This is a genomic window from Phenylobacterium sp. (genome assembly GCF_025351295.1).
GTDB lineage: Bacteria > Pseudomonadota > Alphaproteobacteria > Caulobacterales > Caulobacteraceae > Phenylobacterium.
On the sequence record NZ_JANXWD010000042.1, the window covers coordinates 1 to 23,415 of the forward strand.

General features: G+C 67.9%; 22 protein-coding genes. 7 read left to right on the forward strand and 15 right to left on the reverse strand.

Annotation, left to right across the window (positions count from 1 at the left end):
* Window positions 1-336: 336 nt before the first annotated feature.
* Window positions 337-1,257 (reverse strand): HNH endonuclease, encoded by a 921-nt coding sequence (locus Q0R13_RS06270; RefSeq protein WP_293901107.1) that lies wholly within the window; start codon window positions 1,255-1,257, stop codon window positions 337-339.
* 879 nt (window positions 1,258-2,136) lie between these two features.
* Between Q0R13_RS06270 and Q0R13_RS06275 the strand changes: the two genes are divergently transcribed.
* Window positions 2,137-2,529 carry a hypothetical protein gene (locus Q0R13_RS06275; protein WP_293901110.1) on the forward strand — a complete coding sequence of 131 codons (393 nt, stop codon included), beginning with the start codon at window positions 2,137-2,139 and terminating at the stop codon, window positions 2,527-2,529.
* An 11-nt stretch (window positions 2,530-2,540) separates the two neighbouring features.
* Window positions 2,541-3,155 carry a hypothetical protein gene (locus Q0R13_RS06280; protein WP_293901113.1) on the forward strand — a complete coding sequence of 205 codons (615 nt, stop codon included), beginning with the start codon at window positions 2,541-2,543 and terminating at the stop codon, window positions 3,153-3,155.
* A 396-nt stretch (window positions 3,156-3,551) separates the two neighbouring features.
* Here Q0R13_RS06280 and Q0R13_RS06285 read toward each other — a convergent pair whose 3' ends face one another.
* The 7 genes from Q0R13_RS06285 to Q0R13_RS06315 form a co-directional block, all read right to left on the reverse strand.
* The gene (locus tag Q0R13_RS06285) at window positions 3,552-4,262 is read right to left on the reverse strand and encodes a PEPxxWA-CTERM sorting domain-containing protein (protein ID WP_293901116.1); all 711 of its coding nucleotides are present in this window, start codon (window positions 4,260-4,262) and stop codon (window positions 3,552-3,554) included.
* Between the two features lie 301 nt (window positions 4,263-4,563).
* Window positions 4,564-4,707 (reverse strand): DUF2256 domain-containing protein, encoded by a 144-nt coding sequence (locus Q0R13_RS06290; protein WP_293901119.1) that lies wholly within the window; start codon window positions 4,705-4,707, stop codon window positions 4,564-4,566.
* Window positions 4,704-6,248 carry a cryptochrome/photolyase family protein gene (locus tag Q0R13_RS06295; protein WP_293901122.1) on the reverse strand — a complete coding sequence of 515 codons (1,545 nt, stop codon included), beginning with the start codon at window positions 6,246-6,248 and terminating at the stop codon, window positions 4,704-4,706. The genes Q0R13_RS06290 and Q0R13_RS06295 overlap by 4 nt, the downstream gene beginning before the upstream one ends.
* 54 nt (window positions 6,249-6,302) lie before the next feature.
* The gene (locus tag Q0R13_RS06300; RefSeq protein WP_293901125.1) at window positions 6,303-7,220 is read right to left on the reverse strand and encodes a hypothetical protein; all 918 of its coding nucleotides are present in this window, start codon (window positions 7,218-7,220) and stop codon (window positions 6,303-6,305) included.
* Between the two features lie 8 nt (window positions 7,221-7,228).
* Window positions 7,229-8,140 (reverse strand): CsgG/HfaB family protein, encoded by a 912-nt coding sequence (locus Q0R13_RS06305; protein WP_293901128.1) that lies wholly within the window; start codon window positions 8,138-8,140, stop codon window positions 7,229-7,231.
* Between the two features lie 253 nt (window positions 8,141-8,393).
* Complete coding sequence (locus Q0R13_RS06310; protein WP_293901131.1) at window positions 8,394-8,915, reverse strand: TadE/TadG family type IV pilus assembly protein; 522 nt, start codon at window positions 8,913-8,915, stop codon at window positions 8,394-8,396.
* On the reverse strand, window positions 8,912-9,430 hold the full coding sequence (locus Q0R13_RS06315; RefSeq protein ID WP_293901134.1) for a TadE/TadG family type IV pilus assembly protein: 519 nt from the start codon (window positions 9,428-9,430) through the stop codon (window positions 8,912-8,914). The genes Q0R13_RS06310 and Q0R13_RS06315 overlap by 4 nt, the downstream gene beginning before the upstream one ends.
* Before the next feature lie 150 nt (window positions 9,431-9,580).
* Between Q0R13_RS06315 and Q0R13_RS06320 the strand changes: the two genes are divergently transcribed.
* A complete protein-coding gene (locus Q0R13_RS06320; RefSeq protein WP_293901137.1) occupies window positions 9,581-11,143 on the forward strand; it encodes a pilus assembly protein in 1,563 nt (520 codons plus the stop codon).
* A 49-nt stretch (window positions 11,144-11,192) separates the two neighbouring features.
* Entirely contained in the window at window positions 11,193-11,423 is a 231-nt protein-coding gene (locus Q0R13_RS06325) for a sulfurtransferase TusA family protein (RefSeq protein WP_293901140.1), read from the forward strand.
* Here Q0R13_RS06325 and Q0R13_RS06330 read toward each other — a convergent pair.
* The 3 genes from Q0R13_RS06330 to Q0R13_RS06340 form a co-directional block, all read right to left on the reverse strand.
* Window positions 11,420-12,346, reverse strand: a complete 927-nt coding sequence (locus Q0R13_RS06330) for a YihY/virulence factor BrkB family protein (RefSeq protein WP_293901143.1) — start codon at window positions 12,344-12,346, stop codon at window positions 11,420-11,422. The genes Q0R13_RS06325 and Q0R13_RS06330 overlap by 4 nt on opposite strands.
* Before the next feature lie 240 nt (window positions 12,347-12,586).
* A complete protein-coding gene (locus Q0R13_RS06335; protein WP_293901146.1) occupies window positions 12,587-13,720 on the reverse strand; it encodes a CaiB/BaiF CoA-transferase family protein in 1,134 nt (377 codons plus the stop codon).
* Window positions 13,721-13,785: 65 nt separating this feature from the next.
* On the reverse strand, window positions 13,786-14,550 hold the full coding sequence (locus Q0R13_RS06340; protein ID WP_293901149.1) for an SDR family NAD(P)-dependent oxidoreductase: 765 nt from the start codon (window positions 14,548-14,550) through the stop codon (window positions 13,786-13,788).
* A 119-nt stretch (window positions 14,551-14,669) separates the two neighbouring features.
* Here Q0R13_RS06340 and Q0R13_RS06345 point away from each other — a divergent pair, with 119 nt between their 5' ends.
* Both Q0R13_RS06345 and Q0R13_RS06350 read left to right on the forward strand, forming a co-directional pair.
* The gene (locus Q0R13_RS06345) at window positions 14,670-15,998 is read left to right on the forward strand and encodes a diguanylate cyclase (RefSeq protein ID WP_293901152.1); all 1,329 of its coding nucleotides are present in this window, start codon (window positions 14,670-14,672) and stop codon (window positions 15,996-15,998) included.
* Entirely contained in the window at window positions 15,998-16,507 is a 510-nt protein-coding gene (locus Q0R13_RS06350) for a CcdC protein domain-containing protein (RefSeq protein ID WP_293901155.1), read from the forward strand. Before Q0R13_RS06345 ends, Q0R13_RS06350 begins: the two co-directional genes overlap by 1 nt.
* 109 nt (window positions 16,508-16,616) lie before the next feature.
* Here the strand turns inward: Q0R13_RS06350 and Q0R13_RS06355 are convergent, their stop codons facing one another.
* The 4 genes from Q0R13_RS06355 to Q0R13_RS06370 form a co-directional block, all read right to left on the reverse strand.
* A complete protein-coding gene (locus tag Q0R13_RS06355; protein WP_293901158.1) occupies window positions 16,617-16,970 on the reverse strand; it encodes a hypothetical protein in 354 nt (117 codons plus the stop codon).
* Window positions 16,971-17,039: 69 nt separating this feature from the next.
* Window positions 17,040-17,435, reverse strand: a complete 396-nt coding sequence (locus tag Q0R13_RS06360) for a hypothetical protein (RefSeq protein WP_293901161.1) — start codon at window positions 17,433-17,435, stop codon at window positions 17,040-17,042.
* 84 nt (window positions 17,436-17,519) lie between these two features.
* Complete coding sequence (gene mfd / locus Q0R13_RS06365; protein WP_293901211.1) at window positions 17,520-20,969, reverse strand: transcription-repair coupling factor; 3,450 nt, start codon at window positions 20,967-20,969, stop codon at window positions 17,520-17,522.
* Window positions 20,970-20,997: 28 nt separating this feature from the next.
* Window positions 20,998-21,336, reverse strand: coding sequence for a succinate dehydrogenase assembly factor 2 (locus Q0R13_RS06370; RefSeq protein ID WP_293901164.1), 339 nt, complete (start codon window positions 21,334-21,336; stop codon window positions 20,998-21,000).
* On the opposite strand from Q0R13_RS06370, the gene recG reads away from it, so the two are divergent.
* On the forward strand, window positions 21,335-23,410 hold the full coding sequence (recG, locus tag Q0R13_RS06375) for an ATP-dependent DNA helicase RecG (RefSeq protein ID WP_293901167.1): 2,076 nt from the start codon (window positions 21,335-21,337) through the stop codon (window positions 23,408-23,410). The genes Q0R13_RS06370 and recG overlap by 2 nt on opposite strands.
* Window positions 23,411-23,415: the final 5 nt, after the last annotated feature.

The window sequence follows — 23,415 nt, forward strand, 5'->3', positions numbered from 1 at the left end:
CCAGGCTCATTGCGTTGAGCGAGAAGCGGATCAGGAAAGCGTGGGGATTGGCGGCCGCGGCCCACTCTTGATCAGAGATCGCCTTCAGGTCTTGCGGGTTCCACGGTTCAAAGGTCTGTTGCGCGAGCCACTCGGAGGTGACCGGGGCGTCGAGATCGGCGACTTGTGGCATTCGATTTCCTTCGTGAATGTGGTGTTGCAACAACACCATCAGATCACCGCTCGCGAGGCCTAGTCGAGACGTGGGTAGGACCGTGGGTAGCGGCACCGCCGAACTTTTAGTGCATTGATTTTACGACACAATTACGGAAATTCAGCGGACACCCCGTCCGCCAACTAGGCGGCCAGAAAACACTCGCGATGTCGTTCCACATAGGCCGGATGGGGCCATAGGGCCGTGTTCGCAGGTAACTGGATCCGATCCAACTGCTTTTCAAACAGGACCCGTAGCTCCGCCGGCACCTTGTTGTGCGAGACGAGCAGCCTGTAGTCGTCGGTCAACGAGATCAGGTGCCGATCGAACAGCCAATGGATCGTGCCTGATAGCGCAATGCCGTTCTGGATCACGTCCGGGCCGCCTTCACCCACGCCCCAGATGTGCGCAGCCTGCACCTCAGAGCGCCCACCGCCATTGATGATCCGCAGGCCGGTGACCGCGCAACGGTCCTCGTACGCTGCGCAGACCTGGCGACGGAAGTTGGCGTCCCGAATCTTGCGATTGACCAGCATCTGCTCGACGCGCCGAACCTGGTCCAGGCCTGGCGCGGCATCGTACTCGAAGGGCGCCTGCGCCTCTGCGACGCCGACCAGCCCGAGGCGGACGGCGTTCTCCGGCGCCAGGGTGTCCTGGAGGCCGGCGCCGACAATGGCCGCGAAATCGGCATCCGAGAGCGGTCGCATCGACTTGTTCTGCAGCGAGGCGCCCACCCGGCTCGGATCGGCGACCGCGCGCAGCGGCGTCTCCCAATAGCCCTGCCCGAGGCCCGCGAACGGCACGGGCCGATCGAACGGCAGATACTCGCCCATGACGGCGTAGGCATGGTTGGCGCGCAGCGGATCGGCCTCGACCCGCAGCACCCTGGCGACGGCGATGTAGGCGCGTCGCCCCCCGTTGCGCTGTGGCTCGCGATAGACGATCCAGTCGCCCACGGCACCTTCCGCGGCCGCCAGATAGTTGCTCTGGGTCGGGAAGTGGTAGCGCTGGACAATTTCGTCGTCGTAGCCGGAGTTCGGCTTGGTGTCGAAGACGGCTTTCACGGCTGCAGTGGAGCTTCAGCCGGCGGCCCGGTCAATGCCTCGCGCGAGCCCTCTTCTCCCCTCCGATTTCGCATAACACCCGTAGGCAGAAATGCGCCAGCGCGTTTGTTCCTATTGTGTTCTTGACAGGCCTGGGCGTTTTCGGCATGATGCTGATAGCGTGACGTTTTGCGTCCGGCTGCGTTGAACGCACCGGACTACGCGCGCTCCCAACCCACCGAAACACTGTCCGCCCCGCCTGGCCATAGGTGCGGCGTGCATAGCCATGCCTGATGGAGAGCAGCCATGCCCACTGACCCGATCGATCCCGCCAGCCTTGAGGGTGATGAGCTCACCCGCTGGTATCTCCGGTCGCCTGATGAAATTGAACACGAACGCCAAGCCCGGTAGGCTCAACGTAACCGGGCTTTCTTCAACCCTTCCGCGGGGCAGGACATTGATCCGGGTTTTGCCATCCGGTCACCGCAGTCCCAGCGTGATATAGACCCAGGCTTCGCCATCACAGGCGGCAGGCCGGGGCAGGAGATCGATCCGGGTTTCGACGCGGTTCCCATCGGCCTCAACCGCTGGCGCATCGACCCGACGAGTCCCGATCGCGCAGCGCCGCCTTTAACCCCATTGGGCGTCGACAACGGCACCTCAGCCACCACTGTCGTCTCGCCTGCGCTTTCAGGAGCTGCCCCGCCACAGCGACCCGATCCCAGCCAGACAAATGTGTTTGAGACAGGGCCCGATGGGAAACTTCGCCCCATTCCGGGCTGGCACACGACCGGTCCGTTCGACTTCCCGGCCTGGTCTCACAACATCAACTGGGGCGGCGTCGGCAAGGACCTCGGAAATATTGCAAGCGGGGCAGCCGACTTCATGGGAGCCGGCGCTGTGGCCGAGGCTGTCGTCAAGCATCTGGGCTACGACGTCGGCGGCGCGGTCATTCGCGGGATTGTTCAAGGGCGCCACCCTTGGCCAAGATTTATGGGAGGCCCTGCCGAGCAGGAGCTCGCGCGGCTTCATAAGAGCTTGCACAGCAAATTCCATAGCCAGCTAGGCGCGGCGCTGAAGCAGGCCGGCTTTCCCCGCGTCGGCGGTATCGGCGGGGCCACAGAGGACTGGGCGGCGCATTTCAAATTGAATCCCGAGAGTTTTGACAAAGCGGTCGATGTGCTGCGGGATACGACCCGTCAATTCGACAAGAAGAACGGGACCTGGATTTCAAAATATCTGGACAGGGCGCTCCCCGCGGCGAAATCTCCTCCACCAAAACCGGGAAGCTAACGGAGAATTGAGTGACGGGCGCGAAGCGGTCAGAAAATCGCTGGCTCTGGTATTCTTCAAAGACCCCCAAGTGCGTTCCATTGGACCGCGACGCATATCCATCGACGACTTACGATGGCATGCCCGTTCCCTGGCCGAAATGGGCTTGCAAGGCTCCTGACGGCGGCATCCACGCGAGCTCCTCCGTTGGACAAATCGACGTTCATGTAAGCGCGACGCCGCGCGATCGAGATGAGGTCACCTGGACGTGTGACTTTCAGATTCGCGTCGTTTCTCGGCAATGGCTCGCGGAAATCGAGGACCTCGTCGACGGCCGCAAGGTTTGCGTCGGACGCCTCTACCTGCGTGGCAAGGAATTGAAGGACTGGGCGACCCTACACGAAGTCAATTCGCCTGCCTTGTTCGCCAGCGAAGGTCGGGCAAAGACCTGCCCGATCTGCAACCACCACTATACGACCCTGCATGGGTCCGTATCCTTCCTTGATCGCGCCGTCGCCGATCGGCCGCTCATTCTCGCCGGCAATGGCATTTTCATCAGCGAGGCGGAGGTTGCTCGCCGCAACCTCCGCACGCCGTCTGGCGTGTTCAAGCCGCGGGTTATCCGCTTCACGGGCCCTGACACTTAAGGAGCGAGCGCGGTGAGTGGCTGGAGCCTAGTTTCAGTCCGACTGCCTCCACCGCCACTCGAGCGGCGAAGTCGTCTCTGAAATCCCTGATCAAACACAAGACGCGCAATTCGCGCCGTTATTCGGCGCGGAACCGCCCGACGTTTGCGCCTATGCGACCGCAGTCAGCCCTACCTATGCGCTGATAACCCGCCCGTCTCTGGCGACCCACGATTCAGTGCAGTTACTCCACGGCTACCGATGACGTCCATTGCTACGCGACGGATGTAGACCCCTGGCCGATCCGATCGCGGAACGATCACGTACCCGGACCGGTCGAGCTAGCCAGCCAAAGACCGATGCGCCAGGAGCCGTCCTTGGTGTCCGGGCCGCAACCGGACCTTCCAACGCCTCGCCTCAGGCGGCCGCGACACGCCGGCGGCGTATCGCGACGCCAACGATCCCGAAGCCCGCGAGCATGATCGTCCAACTCGCGGGCTCGGGCACGGCGTCGGTCGAGGCCAGACCGCTCCACAGCGCGAGGGCGTCGATGGTTCCGTAGCGGTTGGAGTAGCGATACAACTCCCGAAAGTCGGCGTCATAGGCGGTGATACCGGTCGTTCTGCTGACGAACAACGTCGACCCGTCGGTGGCCAGGCTGTTGGCGTTATAGCCGAGGTCGAAAGCGTCGGTGTAGCTCAGGTCGGCCGCATTGAGGTTGAGGACCGTCGAGCCCGTCGGCAGGTTCAGGATCGCGTGAACCACGCCGCCCGACAGCGCAAGCGCGTCGATCGTTCCGTAGGGGTTGGAGTAGTGGTACAGCTCCTGAAAGTCGGCGTCATAGGCGGTGATACCGGTCGCTCTGCTGACGAACAACGTCGACCCGTTGGTGGCCAGGCTGTTGGCGCTATATCCGGTGTCGAAAGCGCGGGTGAAGCTCAGGTCGCCCGCATTGAGGTTGAGGACCGTCGCGCCGGTCGGCAGCTTCAGGATCGCAGCAAGCTTGGCTTCGGACGCCGCTGCGCCGGAGGTGGGCAACATGCTGATGGTCATCGCGCCCAGGACAGCGCTGCAGGTGTTGGCGATAAAACCCAATGACGTTCTCACGCCGGCCGCGGTCACTTTCATACGCCCCTCCAACACGCTTGCGGCTGCATCAGCCATGCCTGGAGTTGAGCACGCGCGGTGTCGTCCCGACAGGTTGGCAGGGTGATCGAAAGCTGATCTTTTGCCGATAATTTCTGATTTCGAGCTCCGCCCGTGGGGCACCCCAGTCACCGGAAGCTTCCACCGCAGTTAAGGTGGCGAGGTCAGAATTTCGCTATCAAAAGCAAGCTGGGGCTCTGCGAAGCCAAGCTGGAGATTTGTTGCCGTGCGACTGCCTCCACCGCCAGGCCTCCCTGCGATCGGCGAGGTTCCGCAGCCTGACCTATCGTCGACGACGGCAGGCGTCCGAGCAATATCGCACCTCGTCCCAGACCTTGCTCCACTTCTTGCGCCAGGCGAATGGCCGTCGGCAGACCACGCAGATCTTGGTCGGCAGGTCAGACTTGGCGACCCGCTTCGCCTTCACAGGCGTCCCTCGCGCATGGCGACAACGTGCGCCTCCGCCTGGGTTCGCAAGGCCTCCTGCCTGTCCGCGCCCATCCTGTCCCAGTTGGCGTAGACATAGGGGATCCGCGCGTTGCGGCTGAACCGCTCCCGGTGACGCGCCATGAAGTCCCAGTAGAGGGCGTTGAACGGACAGGCGCGATCCCCGACTGCGACAGTGGGATCGTAGGCGCATCCCTGGCAGAAATCGCTCATCCGACGGATATAGGCGCCGCTGGCCGCATAGGGCTTGGAGGCGAGCAGCCCACCGTCGGCGTGCAGCGCCATGCCGAGGGTGTTGGGCAACTCGACCCACTCATAGGCGTCCGCGTACACGGCCAGATACCATTCGTGGACCGCCTTGGGCTCCAGCCCCATCAACAGCGCGAAGTTGCCGGTGACCATTAGGCGCTGGATGTGGTGCGAGTAGGCATGGTCGTAGGTATGCGCCAGGGCCTCGCGCAGGCAGGCCATCTTGGTCTCGCCGCTCCAGTAGAACCACGGCAGCGGCTCATGGGCGTCGAGCGCGTTGCGCTCGGCGTAGCCCGGCATGAAGCGCCAGTAGACGCCCCGCACATACTCCCGCCACCCCAGGATCTGGCGGATGAACCCCTCGGCGGCGTTGAGCGGGGCATGTCCTGCCCGAAACGCGGCCTCCGCCCCGCGGCAGACCTCCATCGGATAGAGCAGGCCAGCGTTGATGTAGGCCGCCAGCAGCGAGTGGCGCAGGTAGGGCTCGCCCCGCACCATGGCGTCCTGGTAGTCGCCGAAGCTGGGCAGGATATGGGCGATGAAATGCTCCAGCTCGCGCAACGCCTGGCGGCGCGTCACCGCGAAGTGGAAGGGCTCGAGCCGGCCGTAGCCGTCGGGAAAGCGCCGCCTCACCAGATCGAGCACGTCCAAGGTGGTCGCGTCCTTCCGGAAGCTCAGCCGGGGCGGCGAGTCGAGGCCGGCCTTCGGCGGCTTGCGGTTTTCGGCATCGAAGTTCCAGCGCCCGCCGGCCGGCTTGCCGTCGGGCTCCATTAGGATGTCGTATCGGCGGCGCATCTCCCGATAGAAGTACTCCATTCGCAGCTCGCGCCGATCCCCCGCCCAGTCGTCGAACTCCGCGTGCGAGCACAGGAAGCGGGTGTCCGGCAGGATGTCGAGCGGAGCGGGCAACACGAGCCGCAGCGCCTCGAAGCCTTCGCGCAGGCGCCATTCGCCCGGCTCGGTGATGGCGACCCGCTCCGGCCTCAGCGCCTCAACCGCGCGCAGGATTTCCCCATCCAGGCTCTGGGTGTTGCCGTCGTCCTCCAGCGCGACGTAGCGGACGGCGTATCCAGCCGACCGAAGCGCCTGCGCATGGTGGCGCATCGCGGAGAACACGAAGGCGATCTTCTTGACGTGATGGCGGACGTAGGACGCCTCGGCCATGACCTCGGCCAGCAGGAAGACGTCGTTCGCCTTGTCGGCGCTGGCCACGATTTCGAGCCGCGACGACAGTTGGTCGCCAAGGATCACGCGCAAGACAGACCTGGCCAAGCAGCCCTCAAGTGGTTTCGGCTATCGGTGGTTCATATAGTGGTGTCGTCGCGTCTACTGGGGCAGTTCGACCCGCTTGAAGCGCCGACCGTTCGCGGCCGGATCGTCGGCCTCGATCACGGTCGCGATGCTGCCGGGCCCGATGCGGGACGGATCGCCATCGCCGTCGAGCTGCGCCGTGGCCATGCCGGCGCCGGCCGACGTCACGTTGTAGCGCAGCGTGGTGGCGCCATCGGCGCTGGTGGCCATGACGATCGTGCCCAGGGTCAGCATCGGCGCGCCATAGCTCAGCTGGATCTGCCGCCCGTCGCCGCCTGTGACCCTCATCGGAACCAGGTGGAAGGCGACCTGTCGGGCGACGGCCAACGCCACCTCATGCTGCAACTGGGTGTAGAGCGCCTGGCCCGACTGGCTGCTGGTCGCCCGGAAGCCGCCGGTGCTGATGTCCGATCCGGTCTCCAGGCTCTTGGTGAGCAGGGCGCCGTAGACGATCCGGCCCGCGGCGTCGCGCACGGTCACGTCCATGTTCACAAACATCTTGCTGGAGGAGATCGAATAGCCGTCACGGCTCGACGGCGCGCCAGGGGCCGGTCCGCCCTCCCCGCCGACGTCGGAGATGCGGCCGGACACCACATAGGTCGCGCCGCCAGGTTTCACGATGAACTTGCCCGACGACGCCAGCGCGGCTTCGAGACTGGTCCGGATCGAGGCGAAATTATCGACGCAGTCGCGGACCAGCCAGGTCCGCCAGCTCGACGCAGCGGCGATGACATAGGGGCTGACGACGACGGCGGAGCGACCTTCGCTCTCCTGGTAGAGATTGCAGGTCCGCTCGCTGGTGATCCGGCCGACGCCGATCGATGGCCCGCCGCGCGGCTGCGCCTGGGCGCCGGTGGCGAAGGCCAGGAGGCTGGCGACCGCGGCCAGGGCGATCCGCCGCCGGTGGTGGCCTGGGGAGGTCTCGATCGACATGGCGGCGCTCACTTGCGCTTCGGCGCGTGGGCGAGCGCCTGGAGGTCGGCGGGCGTCGCCGGGCGGACGATGGCGCCGATGTCCGGCCGGGCCGAGAGCATGGTGATCGGCACCGCCCGCGAGACCCGGCCCGTCACGCCGATGATCCGGAGGAAGCCCAGCTGGACCTCGTCGTTGGCCAGCACCTCGCCGGTGGCGGGATCGCGGATCACCGCGCCTTTCGAGTAGATGCCCATGACCGCGCCTTCCTGCACGGCGCCTTCGCCATAGTTCAGCACGATGACGCCGTCGGGCTGAATGGCCGCGATCTGGATCGGATAGATGGTGGTGACCAGGCCCGAGGCCACCTTGTCCGCGGCGGCGCGCATCAGCGAGCCGGTGTCGATCGCCCCGGCGCCGCCGCCGCAGGCCGTCGCCGACCGCTGGGTCTCGTTAATGCGGGTGACGTACTTGACCTCGCCGCTGCGCGCGTCGGTGATCTTGATGTCGAGCCCGATGGTCGCATAGGTGTTGTTGCAGTTCGGGGTCGCGCGATTGTTGCCCGACATGATGCCGGCCACCAGGTTCGAGCCGACGTCGGCCCGGTTGAGCGCCTGGATGGTGGTGATCGTCCCGTAGATCAGGAAGTCCGCCCCCTCGAAGCCGCCGATCTTGCCGGGGGTATTGGTGGTGACCAGCCCTGATTTGGCGCGCGCCTGCTCGCCGACCAGCTTGCCCAGATGCTCGCGCTCGATCACCCGGAACTTGCTGGTGTTGGCGATCGCGGTCTCGATCATGGCCGACAGCACGGCGGCCTGGCCGCTGTGGGCGAGGTCGTCCATCTGGTAGATCGCGATCACCGGCTTGCCCTGGGCGAGGCCCTGGGTGGGCGCCATCAGCAGCAGCAGTGAGGCAAACACCCCGCCTATCAGCCCTCTCATGCAAAATCCCCCAATCCAACCGCACCTTATGCGCACAGGCCCCACTTCGGCATTACAGGTTCGGCGAAGCCGATGGAAGGGAGACGGAAACCCGCCGCCAGGCCAGCAGCTCTCACCGGAGCCGGGGCGAGGCGCCGCCCACACGGAAGAGTACGGCCGCGGGAGGCTCTAGGAGGCAAGTCCGTTGCCGATTGCCGCCGCGCCGATCCCGCCGCACGCACCGTGCGGGCCGGGAATTGGGCGCAGAGGGTCCTCAGCTGGTCTTCTCGACCTTCGTGGACAGCCGCGGGCGCACATAGGCGTGACGGATGAAGCGGATGTTGGCGGGCAGGAACATGCCGAAGGTCGGTTTGTAGTCGTAGATCACGTCGGTCACGATCGCGCTCTCGCCCGCGGCGAGGTAGCCGGCGGGGACCGAGGGGTTGCCCGCCTCGGTGTAGAGTTTCTTGACCGACCAATCTATGGACACCGCGCCGCTGGCGTCGGCGCTGAGGCTGGAGACGCGCTGCTGCAGGTTCACGTTCGGAAACGGATGGATCATCGCGACGCTGGCGGTCAGCGTGTCGTCCAGGTCGGCCGAGGTCACGGTGCGGCTCTGGGCGGTAATGTCGGCCATGGCCGAGGCGATGTGGGCGACGTTGCGCTGCGCCTGATAGGCCTGCAGCGCCTCGGCGGCCGAGACGTTCAGGACGAACAGCACCGGCAGGATCAGCGCGAACTCGATGGCGGCGACGCCGCCCCGGTCGGCCGCGGCGCGGCGAAGCAGTGCGATCATGTGTAGGGCTCGTTCTTGAAGGCGATGCGCGATCCGAGCGTCACGCTCATCGGGCCGGAACGCCCGAACGCCGTCACCAGGAAGGGCGTCATCAGCGGCCAGACGTAGTCGGCCTTGACGATGATGATGTCGCCGGGCCCGCCCTTGTCGAACGCCCCGGCCGGCGGGGTATCGACGGTGGCCGTGGCATCGAAGAACTTGGAATACTTCTGAACGCTGATGACCAGCCGGGTGTGGCAGGCGCTGACGTCGCCGCCCAGGGTGGCGCAGACTTCATCCTCGAAGGTGGCCGCCGAAGTCGCCCCGTCGTCGCGCCCGGTGCGGATCCGGCGGGCGGCCTCGATGACGGCGTTGTCCAGGCCGCTGCTCATCATCCCGAGCATGCCGATCTCCACGATCGACAGCAGGGCGAAGCACAGCACCGGGGCGACAAAGGCGAATTCCACCGCCGTGGCGCCGCGCGTGTCGCGCCGGAACGACGGCTTGCGAGGGCGTTTGCGGGGCGCGTACGGCATGCCCCAGATTGTCACGGCTACGCAAACGAGACGTTAACACGCAGCTCATTACAGTAAACGTAACTTAACTAATCAAGATAATATCAACTTATCCCTGCTTCGATATCTTGGCGCATTAAGTATCGTTGCTTTCGCTTCGGGATCGGCACAATGCGCAGACCAAGCCTGGCTGGCCTAGGCCGCCGCCTCCGCCATTTCGACAACCGCGGCAACGTCGCGCTCATCGCGGCCCTGTCCATGGCGCCGATCTGCGTGGCGGGCCTCGGTGCGGTCGACCTGGCCCGGGTGACCAGCGCCAAGTCGCAGTTGCAGGACGCGCTGGACGCCGCCGCCCTGGGGGCCGCGCGGACCAACTCCACCACCGACGCCCAGTTGAAGGTGGCCGGCGACCGCTACCTGAACCAGAACCTGTCGCTCAGCAGCGACTTCGTCCTCACCTCCTCCAGCTTCACGTTCGGCGATGGCGGCAAGGTCCAGGCGACGGCGCAACTGAACGTGACGCCGTTCATCGCCGGCCTGGTGAGCGGTGGCACCATGCCGGTGGTCGCATCCACGGAGGTGGTGCGCGCCGACATGAAGGTCGAGATCGCCCTGGTGCTCGACAACACCGGCTCGATGACCGAGGGCACCAAGCTGGCCGACCTGAAGAAGGCGGCCACCGACTTCGTGACCCAGATGGAGGACGCCTCGAACAAGGCCATCGAACCCAACTCGGTGCGGATCGCCCTGGTGCCGTTCTCCAATTCCGTGCGGCTCGACGCGACCGCCTATCGCTATTCGACCTGGATCGACCAGACCGGGAGCTCGCCGGTGAACGACGAGATCTTCACCACGGCGATTGGCGCCCAGCACGCCAACCGCTTCACCCTGTTCTCCAACACGGGCCAGACGTGGCGCGGGTGCGTGGAGATGCGCAAGGCGCCCTATGATGTCCAGGACACCGAGCCGACGACGGGCTCCACGCTCTACACCCCCTATTTCGCGGTGGACGAGCCGGACAACAAGACCTCTGGCTACGGTCAGGATTTTCAGAACGACTACCTGAGCGACGGGACATCCAGCTCGAACTGGCGGGTCCGCCAGGGCATGATCACCAAGTACGGCAACGCGCCCAAGGGTAGTCTCGGCACGACCTTCGGCCCGAACCGCGGCTGCGGCCTGCAGAAGCTGATGCGCCTGACGACCGACTTCTCGGGCCTGCGGACCGCCATCAACGCCCTGAACGCCGACGGCAACACGAACATCCCGATCGGCATGTCCTGGGGCTGGAACACGATCTCGCCCTATGGGCCGTTCAGCGACGGGGTCGCCTATGGCACGCCCAAGTACAAGAAGATCATCGTGCTGATGACCGACGGCGAGAACACCATCGACCAGCGCGACACGCCAAACGACGGCAGCTACGCCGGCACCGGCTACATCTGGCAGGGACGGGTGATGCGGTCGGACGGCACCCCTCTGCCCCAGGGCGCCTCGGACACCGAACGCACCGCGGCGCTGGACTCGCGCCTAGCGTTGATCTGCACGAACATGAAAAACAAGGACGTCGAGATCTATACGATCCGCGTCCAGGTCACGACGGGATCGAGTACGTTGCTGAAGAACTGCGCGACGGCGGCGGACTACTACTACGACGTTACGGACTCGAAGACCCTGACCGCGGTCTTCCAGACCATCGCCGGCCAGATCGCCGCCTTGCACCTTTCGCGCTAGACGGGCCGTCCGCCTCGCGCCGACGCATCGGCTGGTGTATGCGCCGGCCATGGCTTCCGAGGACATCCTGGTGGATGCGCGCGGGCACCTGTGCCCGGTGCCGACCCTGCGGCTGCGGCGCGCGCTCGAACGGGCGCCGGCGGGGGCCAGGGTGCGGCTGCTGGCCGACGACCCCCTGGCCCGGATCGACGTGCCGCACTTCGCCGCCTCGATCGGGGCGCAGGTGCTGGAGCAGGGCGAAGCGGGCGGCGCCCTCAGCTTCGTCGTCGTCAGACCCTAGCCCCGCAGTCCGCCCAGCCCGGGAGCCGTCGGCGCCCGGTGGCGGTGGAGCGCCAGTTCGACCTCGGTCGCCAGCGCGCCGCCGAAGAACAGCGCGTTCACATTCCACGACAGCCAGATCAGGAAGATCACCACCGTGGCGATCGACCCGTAGGTGGCCCCCAGGGCGGCGATCTGCTCGACGTAGATGCCGAGCCCCCATGAGGCGAAAATGCACAATCCCGCCGAGGCGGCGCCGCCCATCAGCGAGGCGCGCCAGTCCACCGGGTCGCGCGACATCGCCCAGCGATAGATCAGGGTCATCCCCGCCGTCATCCCGGCGCTGGCCCAGGTCCACTCGCTGTAGAGCCAGGGCGCGCCGCGCAGCGGTCGCAGCTGGAAGGTCTCGCCCAGGATCCTGAACATGAAGAACACCGCCGACAGGGCGCCCAGCGCCCCGAAAGCGGCGATCAGGACCACCAGGGCCATGAAGTTGAAGCTCAGGAACCCGCGGGGCTTATGCTCGTCGTGGATGAACGACAGGCCGGCGAGAAAGGCCTTGAAGCCGCGGTGCGAGGCATAGGCGCCGATCACCAGGGCCACGCCGCTCTGCACCGAGATGCTCTCGTGCGGGGCCTGGGACAGCCGGATCAGCTCGCTCTGGAAGATCAGTTGGGCGGCCTGGGGCATGACGCGGGCGAGATACTCGCCCTGCTCGGCCACCCGGGTCGGGTCGGACAGCAGGCTGTAGAGGCCCATGACGATCGCCAGGGCCGGGAAGATCGCCAGCATGACGAAGAACGAGACCCCGCCCGTGTAGAGCATGACGTCGCGGCCCCACAGCCGGGTCAGGGCGCGGCCCACCACGGTCAGGCTCAGCCGCAGGGCGTGGACCGGATCCCAGTCGCGCTCACCGAGGCGGCGCACGAGTTCGAGCGGAGTCATGCGCGCCTTAGGTCGGCATCGAGTCGGGCGGAACCATCCCTGCCCATAGCATAACGGCGCGCCGCCTGGGTTAGCAGGCAGCGCGCCGCCGATGGGCGTGTCGTTCCATCCGGGCCGTACGCCGCTTCGAGGGACGGGAGAGCACGACGTCCGACCCGAGCCTCAAACTGCGCCGCGGCGGCTGAACCCAATCTGAACGCCGCCTTCAGGTAAGTGTCTGTTATAGCGAAGCTTAGGCGATCAGCTGGCCAGCGCGCCGGAGGTCTCCAGCGCCCCGATCTCGGCGGCGCTGAAGCCCCAGTCGGAGAGCGCCGTGCGGCCGTGGGCGCCGACCGCCGGCGGCGGGCCCTGGATCGCCCCGGGCGTGACGGAGAAGCGCGGCGCGGGCGCCGGTTGGACCACGCCGCCCACCTCCACGAAGGTCTGCCGCGCGGCGTTGTGCGGGTGCTTCGGGGCCTCGTCCAGGTCCAGGATCGGGGCGAAACAGACATCGGTGGCGCCCATGATCTCGGTCCACTCGGCTTGGCTCTTCTGGGCGATGACGTTGGCCAACTTCTGGCGCAGGTCCGGCCAGATCGCGCGGTCGTGCTGACGCTGGAAGTCCGGGTCGTTGATGCCGGTCTTCTCCAGCAGCAGGGCGTAGAACTGCGGCTCGATGGAGCCGATCGAGATCCACTTGCCGTCGCTGCACTGGTAGGTGTCGTAGAAGTGGGCGCCGCCATCCAGCAGGTTGGAGCGTCGCTCCTCCTTCCAGATGCCCGCCGCCTTCATCCCGTAGAACATGGCCATCAGCGAGGCCGCGCCGTCGCTCATGGCGCAGTCGACCACCTGGCCCTTGCCGGTCTCGCGGGCCTGGATGACCCCGGCCATCAGGCCGAAGGCCAGGTACAGGGCGCCGCCGCCGAAGTCGCCAACCAGGTTCAGCGGCGGGACCGGCTTGTCGTCCGTGCCGATGGCGTGCAGGGCGCCGGTGATGGCGATGTAGTTCATGTCGTGGCCGGCGGCGTTGGCGTAGGGGCCGGTCTGGCCCCAGCCGGTCATACGCCCGTAGACCAGCTTCGGGTTGCGTTTCAGCACCACGTCGGGGCCCAGGCCCAGGCGCTCCATCACCCCGGGCCGGAAGCCTTCGATGATGGCGTCGGCGGCATCCATCAGCTTCAGGCAGGCCTCGACGGCGTCGGGCGACTTCAGGTCCAGGGCCACCGAGCGGCGGCCGCGCTCCGTGACCGCGGATGCGGCCCCGCCCCGGCCGCCCTTACGGTCGACCCGCACCACGTCCGCGCCCAGGTCGGACAGCAGCATGCCGCAGAACGGTCCGGGGCCGATGCCCGCGAACTCGACGATCTTCAGGCCGGTGAGCGGTCCCTGGCGCATGCGGATCTCCCTGGATTTTGGTGCGATCTAAGCGCCCTGCCCCTCGGTCAGCCAAGTCCGCAGGCCTAACCCCCGCCCGGCAGCGACTGGCCGTCGTCGATGGTGATGACACTGCCGGTGATCGTCCTGGCCGCGGGTCCGGCCAGCATCAGGAAGGCCGCGTCGAGGTCCCCGGCGTCCATCAGCCGCCGGCGGGGAAAGCCCTTCAGTTGCCGCTGCCCGCCCTCGGTCGGCCACCAGAAGTCGTTGATGCCGGTCTCGATGTAGCCGGGGCACAGGGCATTGACCGCGATACCCTGCCGCGCCCACTCCCGCGCGAAGCCGCGCGTCAGCATCGCCACCGCCGCTTTGGAGCCGCAATAGGCCGACAGGCCCGGCAGCACCGTGTGGCTGGCGATTGATGCGATGTTGACGATCCGGCCCTCGATCTTCGCCGCCATCATCCGGGCCGCCGCCTCGCGGGCAGCGAAGTAGGTCCCCCGCACATTGACCGCAAAGGTGGCGTCGAAGTCCTCGATGGAGAGGTCAAGGGCCATCCCCTCCCCGCCCATGCCGGCGTTGTTCACCAGGATGTCGACCGGCCCCAGCGCCGCCTGGGCCTGGTCCAGAGCGGGGCCGATGGCGTGGGCGTCGGCGACATCGAGCCGCAGGGCGATCGCCCGCCCGCCGGCCGCGATCAGCTCTTCGGCGAGCGCCGCGACCCGCTCCAGCCGCCGGGCGCTCACCGCGACCGCGGCCCCATTGCGGCTCAGCAGGCGGGCGAAATGGGCGCCCAGGCCCCCGCTCGCCCCGGTGATGAACGCTACGCGTCCGGCCAAGAGTTCAGTCATCCGACGCCTCCCCGCGACAATGAAACGCTTCCGCAACCTGCGGGTGGTTATGGGACAAGTCTTCGGCCCCGTGCGATTCCAGGCTTTGGACTCGCGACCGGGCGTAGTTGGATGGGGATATGTCGGCAGGGATCCAGGCGCGAGTATTGATCGTCGCTCGCGATGATTCCACAGCCGGCCCGCTGGCCGAGGGCCTGGACCGCCTTGGCTGGCGCACGGTGACGGCGCGCACCGAGGCGGCCGCCGCCATCGCGCTCTCCGACCTGCAGATCCAGGCCGCCATCATCGACCTTGCCACCGTCGAGACCGACGACGGCATCGTGCAACGCCTGCGCGCGGCCTGTGCGCCGCGGCGTCTCCCCATCATGGCGATGGGCGATCCCGACCCGTTCCAGAACACAGGTGGCTTCGACCTGACCCTGGCCGGCCCGCTGCATCCGGCCCAGGCGGCCATGCGCCTGGAGACCCTGGTGCGCACCGCAGTGGCCGAGGAGGAGTTCGAGGTCCGCGTCGAGACCTTCGCGGAGCGCGGCCACGTGCTGGACGCCCCCGAAACCGACGCCACGCCCTATCGAATCCTCGCCATCGGCGAGCCGGCCCCACAGTTCCTGGCGCTTTCGAACGCCCTGGCGCGCAACGCCGCGGAGGTTGTCGGGGCCTTCACCGCCTTCACCGCCTTCGACTATCTGCATGAGCGGCCGTTCGATTCCGTGGTCCTCTGGGCCGAGGAAAACCCTCAGGAGGCGCTGTCCATCGCGGCCGGCCTGCGGCGCAACACCCGGCTCTACCACACCCCCGCCCTGCTCTACATGCGGGCCGAAAGCACCGTGACCGCCGCGGAGGCCTATCACCGCGGCATCTCCGACGTGGCCTCGCCCGAGACCCCGGAGAGCGCGACGGCGCTGCGGGTCGTCGAACTGGCCCGCGCCTATCGCCGCCAGAAGTCCGTGCGCACGGCGCTGGAGCAGGCGCGTGGCTCCGGCCTCATGGATGCGGCCACCGGCCTGTTCACCCGCGACCTGTTCGCCAGCCACCTGATGCGCCTGGCGCTGAGCGCCCAGGCCCGCAACCGCCCGCTCAGCGTCTGTGTGCTCAAGGTCTCCGAGCGGCCGGACCTGAAGGCCCCGCGGGCTGGCGGCTGGGTGGCCCGGGCGGTGCCGCAGATCGGCTCGATGATCGGCCGGCTCGTGCGCGTCGAGGACACCGCCGCGCGCCTGGCGCCGGAGGTGTTCGCCCTCGCCCTGCCGGCCACGCCGCTGCATTCCGCCCGCGCCGCCGGCGAGCGGATCGCCGCCGTCATCGGCTGTACGGCCTTCGAGGCCGGCCAGGGCAACACGCCCTTCGTGGTCGAGTTCGATCTGGGGGTCGCCGAGGTGGCGTCGCCGGAGACTGTTGGCTATGCCTTGGAGCAAGCGGCCGCGATGGCCCAGACTCTGAAGGCGAGTTGATGGACCAGGTTCCTCCAGGCGCCGGCGTCTGGACCTATCTAGCGCCCATCATCATCATCGGCGTCGTCATCCTGCGCAACTCGCGGGCGCGAACTCTGCGGATCGAGCGGCTGTGGGTCACGCCGGCGATCGTCATGGCGATGACGCTGCTGGCCTTCAGCCAGAGCCCGCCGCCCGGACCCCTCGGCATTGCCCTGGACGTCGGCGCGGTCGCGGTCGGGGGCTTCCTGGGCTGGTGGCGCGGCCGGGCCAGCCACTTCACCGTCAACCCGGGGACCCACGTGGTGACCAGTCGGGTCTCGGCCTGGGGAATGCTGCTGATCCTGGGGATCTTCGCTCTGCGCTACATCGTGCGCTACGCCTTGCAGGGCGAGGCTTCGACCCTGCACATTTCGGCCAACGACCTGGCCGACAGCTTCCTGGTGCTGGCGGTCGGCGTGGTCTCGGCCCAGCGGATCGAGTGGCTGATCCGCGCCCGCAAGCTGATCGCGGGCGCCCGCCTGCCCTAGAGCGCGTCAGGCGAAAGTGGATCCCGGTTTCGCCGCCCGACGCGCTCTAATTCAAAGAGTTAGAGCCTTTTTATCTGGTTCAAGCGAGTCCACTTGAACCAGATAGGCTCTAGCCGACGCCGCGCCCCATCGACGGCTTCATGGCCTCCAGCGCGCGGCTGGTCTCGCCGAGGGCGTCGCTACATCGCTTGATCTCGCCGTTGTATTCGCCGGGGGCCATCTGGCGGACTTCGCGCTTGATTGCAGCCGCCAGGTCGATACCCGGGTCGCGGCCGAGCAGGCGGCCGGTGTAGTAGAACACCCCGAACTGGCTCCACTGCTTGTAGGTGTCATTGCGGCCCATCACGCTCATGCCCAGGATGCAGCGGACATCGGCCCGGTTGGCGTCGCGCGCGCTGTCATCGTCGGCGCGCGCGGCCATGGCGATGGCGGCCAGCACTCCGGCCAGGATCAGCGTTCTCATGTTTCCCCCCGTCCATTGGCTGACGTTGGGGCGAGCATGCGCCGAAGTCCGGCGGTCCGCCAGCGGCCGCTATTTCGGCGGCGGCGCGTGCGGTCCGGCCGGCTGGGCAGCCTGCGCCGCCTGCTGCATCTGCACCATGGTCGCGCGCAGCTCGGCTGTGCGGGTGTTCATCTCCTGCCCGCAGCGCGCCAGCTCGGCCTGCGCCTGGGCGGCGTTGGTGATGCCCTTGCCCTCCGCCAGCATGATCGGCGCCAGCTTGGCCGACAGGCTGTGGCCCGACAGCTTGCCCAGGAAATAGTAGCTCGCCTCCTGGGCGGCTTCGCGGTTCTTGGGGTCGCGGGCGGCCAGGGTCATCACCAGGATGCACCGGGCGTCGGCCTTGTCGCCCACGGTCTGGGCGGCCGCGGGCGGGGCCAGGCCGGTCAGGGCGGTGACGCCGATCAAGGCCAACAGGGCGCTGCGCATTCCGATTCTCCTGCTTCGTTGGGGCTGTTTATCCGGTCCAGGTGAATTCTGCCTGAACCGATGACGACTTGAACCAGAAAGGCCCTAGGCCGCGAGCTTCGCCAGTTCGGCCAGGATCCGTTCGGCGGCGTCCAGGCGCTGCTTCGGGGTTTCCCACTCGCCCTTCACCACCACCTTGTTGTCGGGCCGCACCCGCCAGGCGACCTGGTTCTTGGCCACGAACGCGATCAGCGCGCCGGGGTTCTTGAAGTCGTCGTTGCGGAAGGTCACGACCGCGCCCTTCGGTCCGACATCGATCTTCGAGACATTGGCTTCGCGGCAAAGGCCCTTGATAGCCACCACCTTGAGCAGTTGCCCGGCCTCGGGCGGCAGCGGTCCGAAACGGTCGATCAGCTCGGCGGCCAGCGCTTCGCGGTCGGCCGACTTCTCCGCCTCCGACAGGCGGCGGTAGAGCGACAGGCGCACGTTGAGGTCAGGGACGTAGGCCTCGGGGATCAGCACCGCGGCGCCGGTGTTGATCTGCGGTGACCACCCCCGGTCGGCCGCCAGGTCCTCGGCCCCGGCGCGGGAGCGAAGCTCGTTCACCGCGTCCTCCAGCATCTGCTGGTAGAGCTCGACGCCGATCTCCTTGATGTGGCCCGACTGTTCCTCGCCCAGCAGGTTGCCGCCGCCGCGGATGTCCAGGTCGTGGCTGGCCAGCTGGAATCCAGCCCCCAGGCTGTCCAGCGACTGCAGCACCTTCAGCCGCTTCTCGGCCGACAGCGTGATCTGCTTCTCCGCCGGGGTGGTCAGATAGGCGAAGGCGCGGGCCTTGGAGCGCCCGACCCGGCCGCGCAGCTGGTACAGCTGGGCCAGGCCGAACATGTCGGCGCGGTGGATGATCAGGGTGTTGGCGGTCGGGATGTCCAGCCCGCTCTCCACGATCGTGGTCGACAGCAGCACGTCGTACTGGCCGTCGTAGAAGGCGCTCATCACCTCCTCGAGCTGGGTGGGCGCCATCTGGCCGTGGCCCACCACGAACTTCACCTCCGGCACCTGCTCGCGGATGAACCGCTCCAGGTTCGGCAGGTCGGAGATGCGCGGGGCGACGAAATAGGCCTGGCCGCCGCGATACTTCTCGCGCAGCAGCGCCTCGCGCAGCACCACCGGATCCCAGGGCGTGATGTAGGTCCGCACCGCCAGCCGGTCGACCGGCGGGGTGGCGATGATCGACATTTCCCGGATGCCGCTGAGCGACATCTGCAGCGTCCGCGGGATCGGCGTGGCGGTCAGCGTCAGCATGTGCACGTCGGCGCGCAGCGCCTTGAGCTGCTCCTTGTGCTTGACCCCGAAGTGCTGCTCCTCGTCGACGATCACCAGGCCGAGGTTCTTGAAGCTGACCTGCTTGCTGAGCACCGCGTGGGTGCCGATGACAATCTCCACCTCGCCCTTGGCCAGGGCTTCGCGGGTCTCGTTGGCCTCCTTGGCCACCACCAGGCGCGACAGGCGGCGCACGCGGATCGGCCAGCCCTCGAACCGCTCGGTGAAGGTCTTGTAGTGCTGCCGCGCCAGCAGCGTGGTCGGCGCCACGATGGCCACCTGCTGGCCGCTCATGGCCACCACGAAGGCGGCCCGCAGCGCCACCTCGGTCTTGCCGAAGCCCACGTCGCCGCAGATCAGCCGGTCCATCGGCTTGCCGGCGCTGAGGTCCTCCAGCACGTCGCCGATGGCCGCCAGCTGGTCGTCGGTCTCCTCGTACGGGAAGCGGGCGCAGAACTCGTCGAACAGGCCCGCGGGCGGCTCCACGGGGTCGCTCAGCTTGGTGGCCCGTTCGGCGGCGATACGGATCAGGCCGTCGGCCATCTCGCGCAACCGTTCCTTGGCCTTGGCCTTGCGCGCCTGCCAGGCCGCCCCGCCCAGGCGGTCCAGCTGCACGCCCTCGTTGTCGGCGCCGTAGCGAGTCAGCAGGTCGATGTTCTCGACCGGCAGGTACAGCTTGGCCTCGCCGCCGTACTGCAGCTCCAGCGTGTCGTGCGGCGCGCCCTGCACGTCCAGGGTCTTCAGCCCCTCGTAGCGGGCGATGCCGTGGTCGATGTGGACGACCAGGTCGCCCGGCGTCAGCGCCGAGGCCTCGGCCAGGAAGTTCGACGCGCGCCGGCGCTTGCGCGGCCGCGCCAGCCGGTCGCCCAGGATGTCGGTCTCGGAGATCACCGCCAGGCTGTCGGTCTCGAACCCGGCGTCCAGCGGCAGCACCACCCGCTGTGGGGTCTTCGGGTCGGCGGCGCGGGCGGCGTCCCAGTAGGGCGCGAGCGGCAGGCGCTTCAGCCCGTGGTCGGCCAGCATGTGCATCAGCCGGTCCGACGAGCCGTCCGACCAGGAGGCGAACAGCACCCGCTTGCCGGCCGCCGCCAGGGTGTTGGCGTGGTCGACGGTCGCCTCGAACAGGTTGACGCTGTCCAGCTTGCGCTCTGCAGAGAAGTTGCGGCCGGCCCGCGCGCCCATGTCCAGCAACGCCTCGCCCCCGGCCTCGTTAAAGGCGGAGAAGCGGCGGGTGGCCCGGACCGCCAGGGCCTGCTTCCACTCCGCCTCATCGAGATAGAGCCGGTTGGGCTCCAGCGGGTGGTAGTGGACCTTGCGCTCCGCATTGGACCGGGCGTCGTAGGCATCCTCGACGATCGACAGCCGTTCGTCGCGCGCCTCGCTGGCCAGGTGGTCCAGGGCGATGGCGCTATCCTTCGGCAGGTAGTCGAACAGCGTCGCCAGGTCAGGATAGAACAGCGCCAGATAGTGCTCCATACCCGCGCGTCGGCCGCCCTCGGAGATGGTGGCGTAGAGCGGGTCGTCGCCGGGCGCGCCGAAGGTCTCCAGATAGCCGGTGCGGAAGCGGCTGATCGCCGCCTTGTCCAGCAGCGCCTCGCTGACCGGCAGCAACGAGATCTCCTTCAGCTGCTTGGTCGAGCGCTGGGTGTCTGGATCGAAGGCGCGGATGGATTCCAGGGTGTCGCCGAACAGGTCCAGGCGCACCGGCTCCTCGCCGCCCGGCGGGAACACGTCGATCACCCCGCCGCGGATGGCGAACTCGCCCTTCTCCGAGACCGTGGAGGCGCGGCTGTAGCCATTGACCGCGAAATAGCGCTCCAGGTCGGCGATCTCGACCTGATTGCCCGGCCGCGCGGAATAGCCCGCGCTCTGCACCGCTTCGATCGGCGGCACGCGCTGCACCGAGGCGGCCACGGTCGTGACCAGCAGCCGCGGCCTGGCGTCCAGGCCGGCGGCCATGCGCGACAGCGCGGCCATGCGCTGCGCCGCCACGCCGGCGGACGGTCCCACCCGGTCATAGGGCAGGCAGTCCCAGGCCGGGAAATGCAGGACCTCGATGTCCTGGCCGAAGAACCTGAAGGCGTCGACGAACGCCGAGAGCCGGGTCCCGTCGCGGGCGATGAACACCGACAGGCCTTTGCGGGCCCGCACCAGGTCGGCCATCACCAGGGCGTCGAACCCCTCTGGCGAGCCGACCAGGTCCAGGCGGCCAGGGTCGTCGGCGACACGGCGCATCTGGGCCGCGCTGGCCGGCCGGTTGCCGTCAGCCACCGGCGATGCCCTTGGGCTCGTCCCGGAACGCGCGCAGCTGGGTCATCAGCAGGCCATCGTAGGGCGCTGGCGCCGGCATGCGCTCCAGGATCCAGCCGTAGATGTCGTGGTCGGCTTCCTCGAGCAGGGCCTCGAACAGGTCGAGCTCCGCCTCGCTGAACAACGGGACATGCCGATCCGCGAACGGCCCCAGAATGAGGTCCGCTTCCCTGAAGCCGCGCCGCCAGGCGCGCATCTTCAGTTTCTTCTGCCGTGCTTCATCGGTGTTCATCAGGAGGTCGCGGATATAGAGCGGCGAAGGCCTGCGCGCCAGCAGGTATGCTGCAATCATGCGGCCGGAGATTCTGTTCCCGCTCTATGCGTCGATCACGTCCCTCAAGGGCGTGGGTCCGCGCGTGGCGCCTTTGCTGGAGAAGGTGGCCGGGCCGCTGGTCCGCGACGTGCTGTGGCTGCGGCCGCATTCCGTCGTCCGCCGGACTCCCGCGACGATCTCCTCGGCCATCGACGGCGAGGTGATGACCTTCGAGGTCGCCATCGAGTCCTTCGAGGTCTCCCGCGTCGCGTCGCGGCCGACCCGGGTGCGGGTGTTCGACCAGACCGGCTTCATGACCCTGGTGTTCTTCGGCAGCTATGGCGCGCAGCTGGAACAGCGCCATCCGGTCAACGCCCGGCGGATCGTGTCCGGCAAGGTCGAGGACACCAAGTACGGCCTCCAGATGGTCCATCCCGACTACATGGTCGCACCCGACAAGGCCGCCGAGGTCCCCGCAGTCGAGGCCGTCTATCCCGCGACCGAGGGCCTGCCGCCCCGCCGGGTCAGGACCTTCGCCCACGAGGCCCTGGAGAAGGCGCCTGAGCTGCCGGAGTGGCAGGACCCCGCCTGGCTGGCCCGCGAGAAGTTCCCGCCCTGGCGCGAGGCCCTCTCCCGCGTGCACAACCCTGAGAGCGACGCGGACCTGTCCCCGCTCAGCCTCCACCGCCGCCGGCTTGCCTATGACGAACTGCTGGCCCACCAGCTGGCCATGGCCCAGCGCAAGGCCGCCCGCCGGCGGGAACCGGCCGCCCGCATCCCCGCCGGCGCGCTGGCCAACAAGGTCCGCGCCGACCTGCCATTCGTCTTCACCGGGGCCCAGGACCGCGCGCTGGCCGACATCCGCGCCGATTTCACCGCCGGCGAACGGATGAGCCGGCTCATCCAGGGCGATGTGGGCTCGGGCAAGACCGTGGTGGCGATGTGCGCCATGGCCGACGTGGCCGAGGCCGGCGGCCAGAGCGCGCTGATGGCGCCGACCGAGATCCTGGCCCGCCAGCACTGCGAGACCATCACCGGCCCGCTCGCCGCGCACGGCATCGGCGTGGTCCTGCTGACCGGGCGCGACAAGGGCGCGGCGCGGGCGGTGAAGCTGCGGGCGCTGGCCTCCGGCGCGGCCCAGGTGGCGGTGGGCACCCACGCCCTGTTCCAGGACGAGGTGGTCTTCCACAAGCTCCAGCTGGCGGTGATCGACGAGCAGCACCGGTTCGGCGTCGCCGAGCGCCAGCGGCTGCAGGCCAAGGGCCACGGCGTCCACCTGATCGCCATGTCGGCCACCCCGATCCCGCGCACCCTGGAACTGACGATGTACGGCGACCTCGACGTCAGCCGGATCGAGGAGAAGCCCCCCGGCCGGACCCCGGTCGCCACCCGCGCCGCGCCGATGAACCGGCTGGACGAGGTGGTGGATCGCCTGCGCGACGCCGTCGCCGGCGGGGCCCAGGCGTTCTGGATCTGCCCGCTGGTCTCGGAATCGGAGCTCAGCGACCTGGCCGCCGCCGAGATGCGGGCCAAGGCGCTGCGCCACCTGCTGGGTCCCGGCGTCGGCCTGGTGCACGGCAAGCTGACAGGCGGCGAGAAAGACGCGGTCATGGCCGACTTCGCAGACGGCCGCCTGTCGGTGCTGGTGGCCACCACGGTGGTGGAGGTGGGCGTCAACGTCCCCAACGCCACGATCATGATCATCGAACAGGCCGAGCGGTTCGGCCTGGCCCAGTTGCACCAGCTGCGCGGCCGGGTCGGGCGGGGACGCCGCGAGAGCGCCTGCGTCCTGCTCTACGACCCGCCGCTGTCGGAGACCGCCCAGCAGCGCCTCGACATCCTGCGCCGCACCGACGACGGGTTCGCGATCGCCGAGCGGGACCTCGAGCTGCGCGGCGGCGGCGACGCGCTGGGCCTGCGCCAGTCCGGCCTCCCCGACTACGTCTTCGCCGACGCCTTCGCCCACCGCGACCTCATCGCCACCGCTGGCGACGACGCCCGCCTGATCGTGGCGCGGGATCCAGAACTCAAGTCCGAGCGCGGCAAGGCGCTGCAGGTGTTGCAGGAACTCTTCGACTGGAAGGCGGGGCTGGCGCTAAGGGATGCGGGATGACCCTG

What these genes read in the sequence shown, in the direction of transcription:
- Q0R13_RS06340 (WP_293901149.1), bottom strand. Translation starts at nt 14,550, where the DNA reads ATGACTGAACTCTTGGCCGGACGCGTAGCGTTCATCACCGGGGCGAGC.
- Q0R13_RS06310 (WP_293901131.1), bottom strand. Translation starts at nt 8,915, where the DNA reads ATGATCGCACTGCTTCGCCGCGCCGCGGCCGACCGGGGCGGCGTCGCC.
- Q0R13_RS06360 (WP_293901161.1), bottom strand. Translation starts at nt 17,435, where the DNA reads ATGCGCAGCGCCCTGTTGGCCTTGATCGGCGTCACCGCCCTGACCGGC.
- Q0R13_RS06350 (WP_293901155.1), top strand. Translation starts at nt 15,998, where the DNA reads ATGGACCAGGTTCCTCCAGGCGCCGGCGTCTGGACCTATCTAGCGCCC.
- Q0R13_RS06370 (WP_293901164.1), bottom strand. Translation starts at nt 21,336, where the DNA reads ATGATTGCAGCATACCTGCTGGCGCGCAGGCCTTCGCCGCTCTATATC.
- Q0R13_RS06315 (WP_293901134.1), bottom strand. Translation starts at nt 9,430, where the DNA reads ATGCCGTACGCGCCCCGCAAACGCCCTCGCAAGCCGTCGTTCCGGCGC.
- Q0R13_RS06300 (WP_293901125.1), bottom strand. Translation starts at nt 7,220, where the DNA reads ATGTCGATCGAGACCTCCCCAGGCCACCACCGGCGGCGGATCGCCCTG.
- Q0R13_RS06320 (WP_293901137.1), top strand. Translation starts at nt 9,581, where the DNA reads ATGCGCAGACCAAGCCTGGCTGGCCTAGGCCGCCGCCTCCGCCATTTC.
- Q0R13_RS06355 (WP_293901158.1), bottom strand. Translation starts at nt 16,970, where the DNA reads ATGAGAACGCTGATCCTGGCCGGAGTGCTGGCCGCCATCGCCATGGCC.
- Q0R13_RS06345 (WP_293901152.1), top strand. Translation starts at nt 14,670, where the DNA reads ATGTCGGCAGGGATCCAGGCGCGAGTATTGATCGTCGCTCGCGATGAT.
- recG (WP_293901167.1), top strand. Translation starts at nt 21,335, where the DNA reads ATGCGGCCGGAGATTCTGTTCCCGCTCTATGCGTCGATCACGTCCCTC.
- Q0R13_RS06335 (WP_293901146.1), bottom strand. Translation starts at nt 13,720, where the DNA reads ATGCGCCAGGGACCGCTCACCGGCCTGAAGATCGTCGAGTTCGCGGGC.
- Q0R13_RS06330 (WP_293901143.1), bottom strand. Translation starts at nt 12,346, where the DNA reads ATGACTCCGCTCGAACTCGTGCGCCGCCTCGGTGAGCGCGACTGGGAT.
- Q0R13_RS06285 (WP_293901116.1), bottom strand. Translation starts at nt 4,262, where the DNA reads ATGAAAGTGACCGCGGCCGGCGTGAGAACGTCATTGGGTTTTATCGCC.
- Q0R13_RS06305 (WP_293901128.1), bottom strand. Translation starts at nt 8,140, where the DNA reads ATGAGAGGGCTGATAGGCGGGGTGTTTGCCTCACTGCTGCTGCTGATG.
- mfd (WP_293901211.1), bottom strand. Translation starts at nt 20,969, where the DNA reads ATGCGCCGTGTCGCCGACGACCCTGGCCGCCTGGACCTGGTCGGCTCG.
- Q0R13_RS06325 (WP_293901140.1), top strand. Translation starts at nt 11,193, where the DNA reads ATGGCTTCCGAGGACATCCTGGTGGATGCGCGCGGGCACCTGTGCCCG.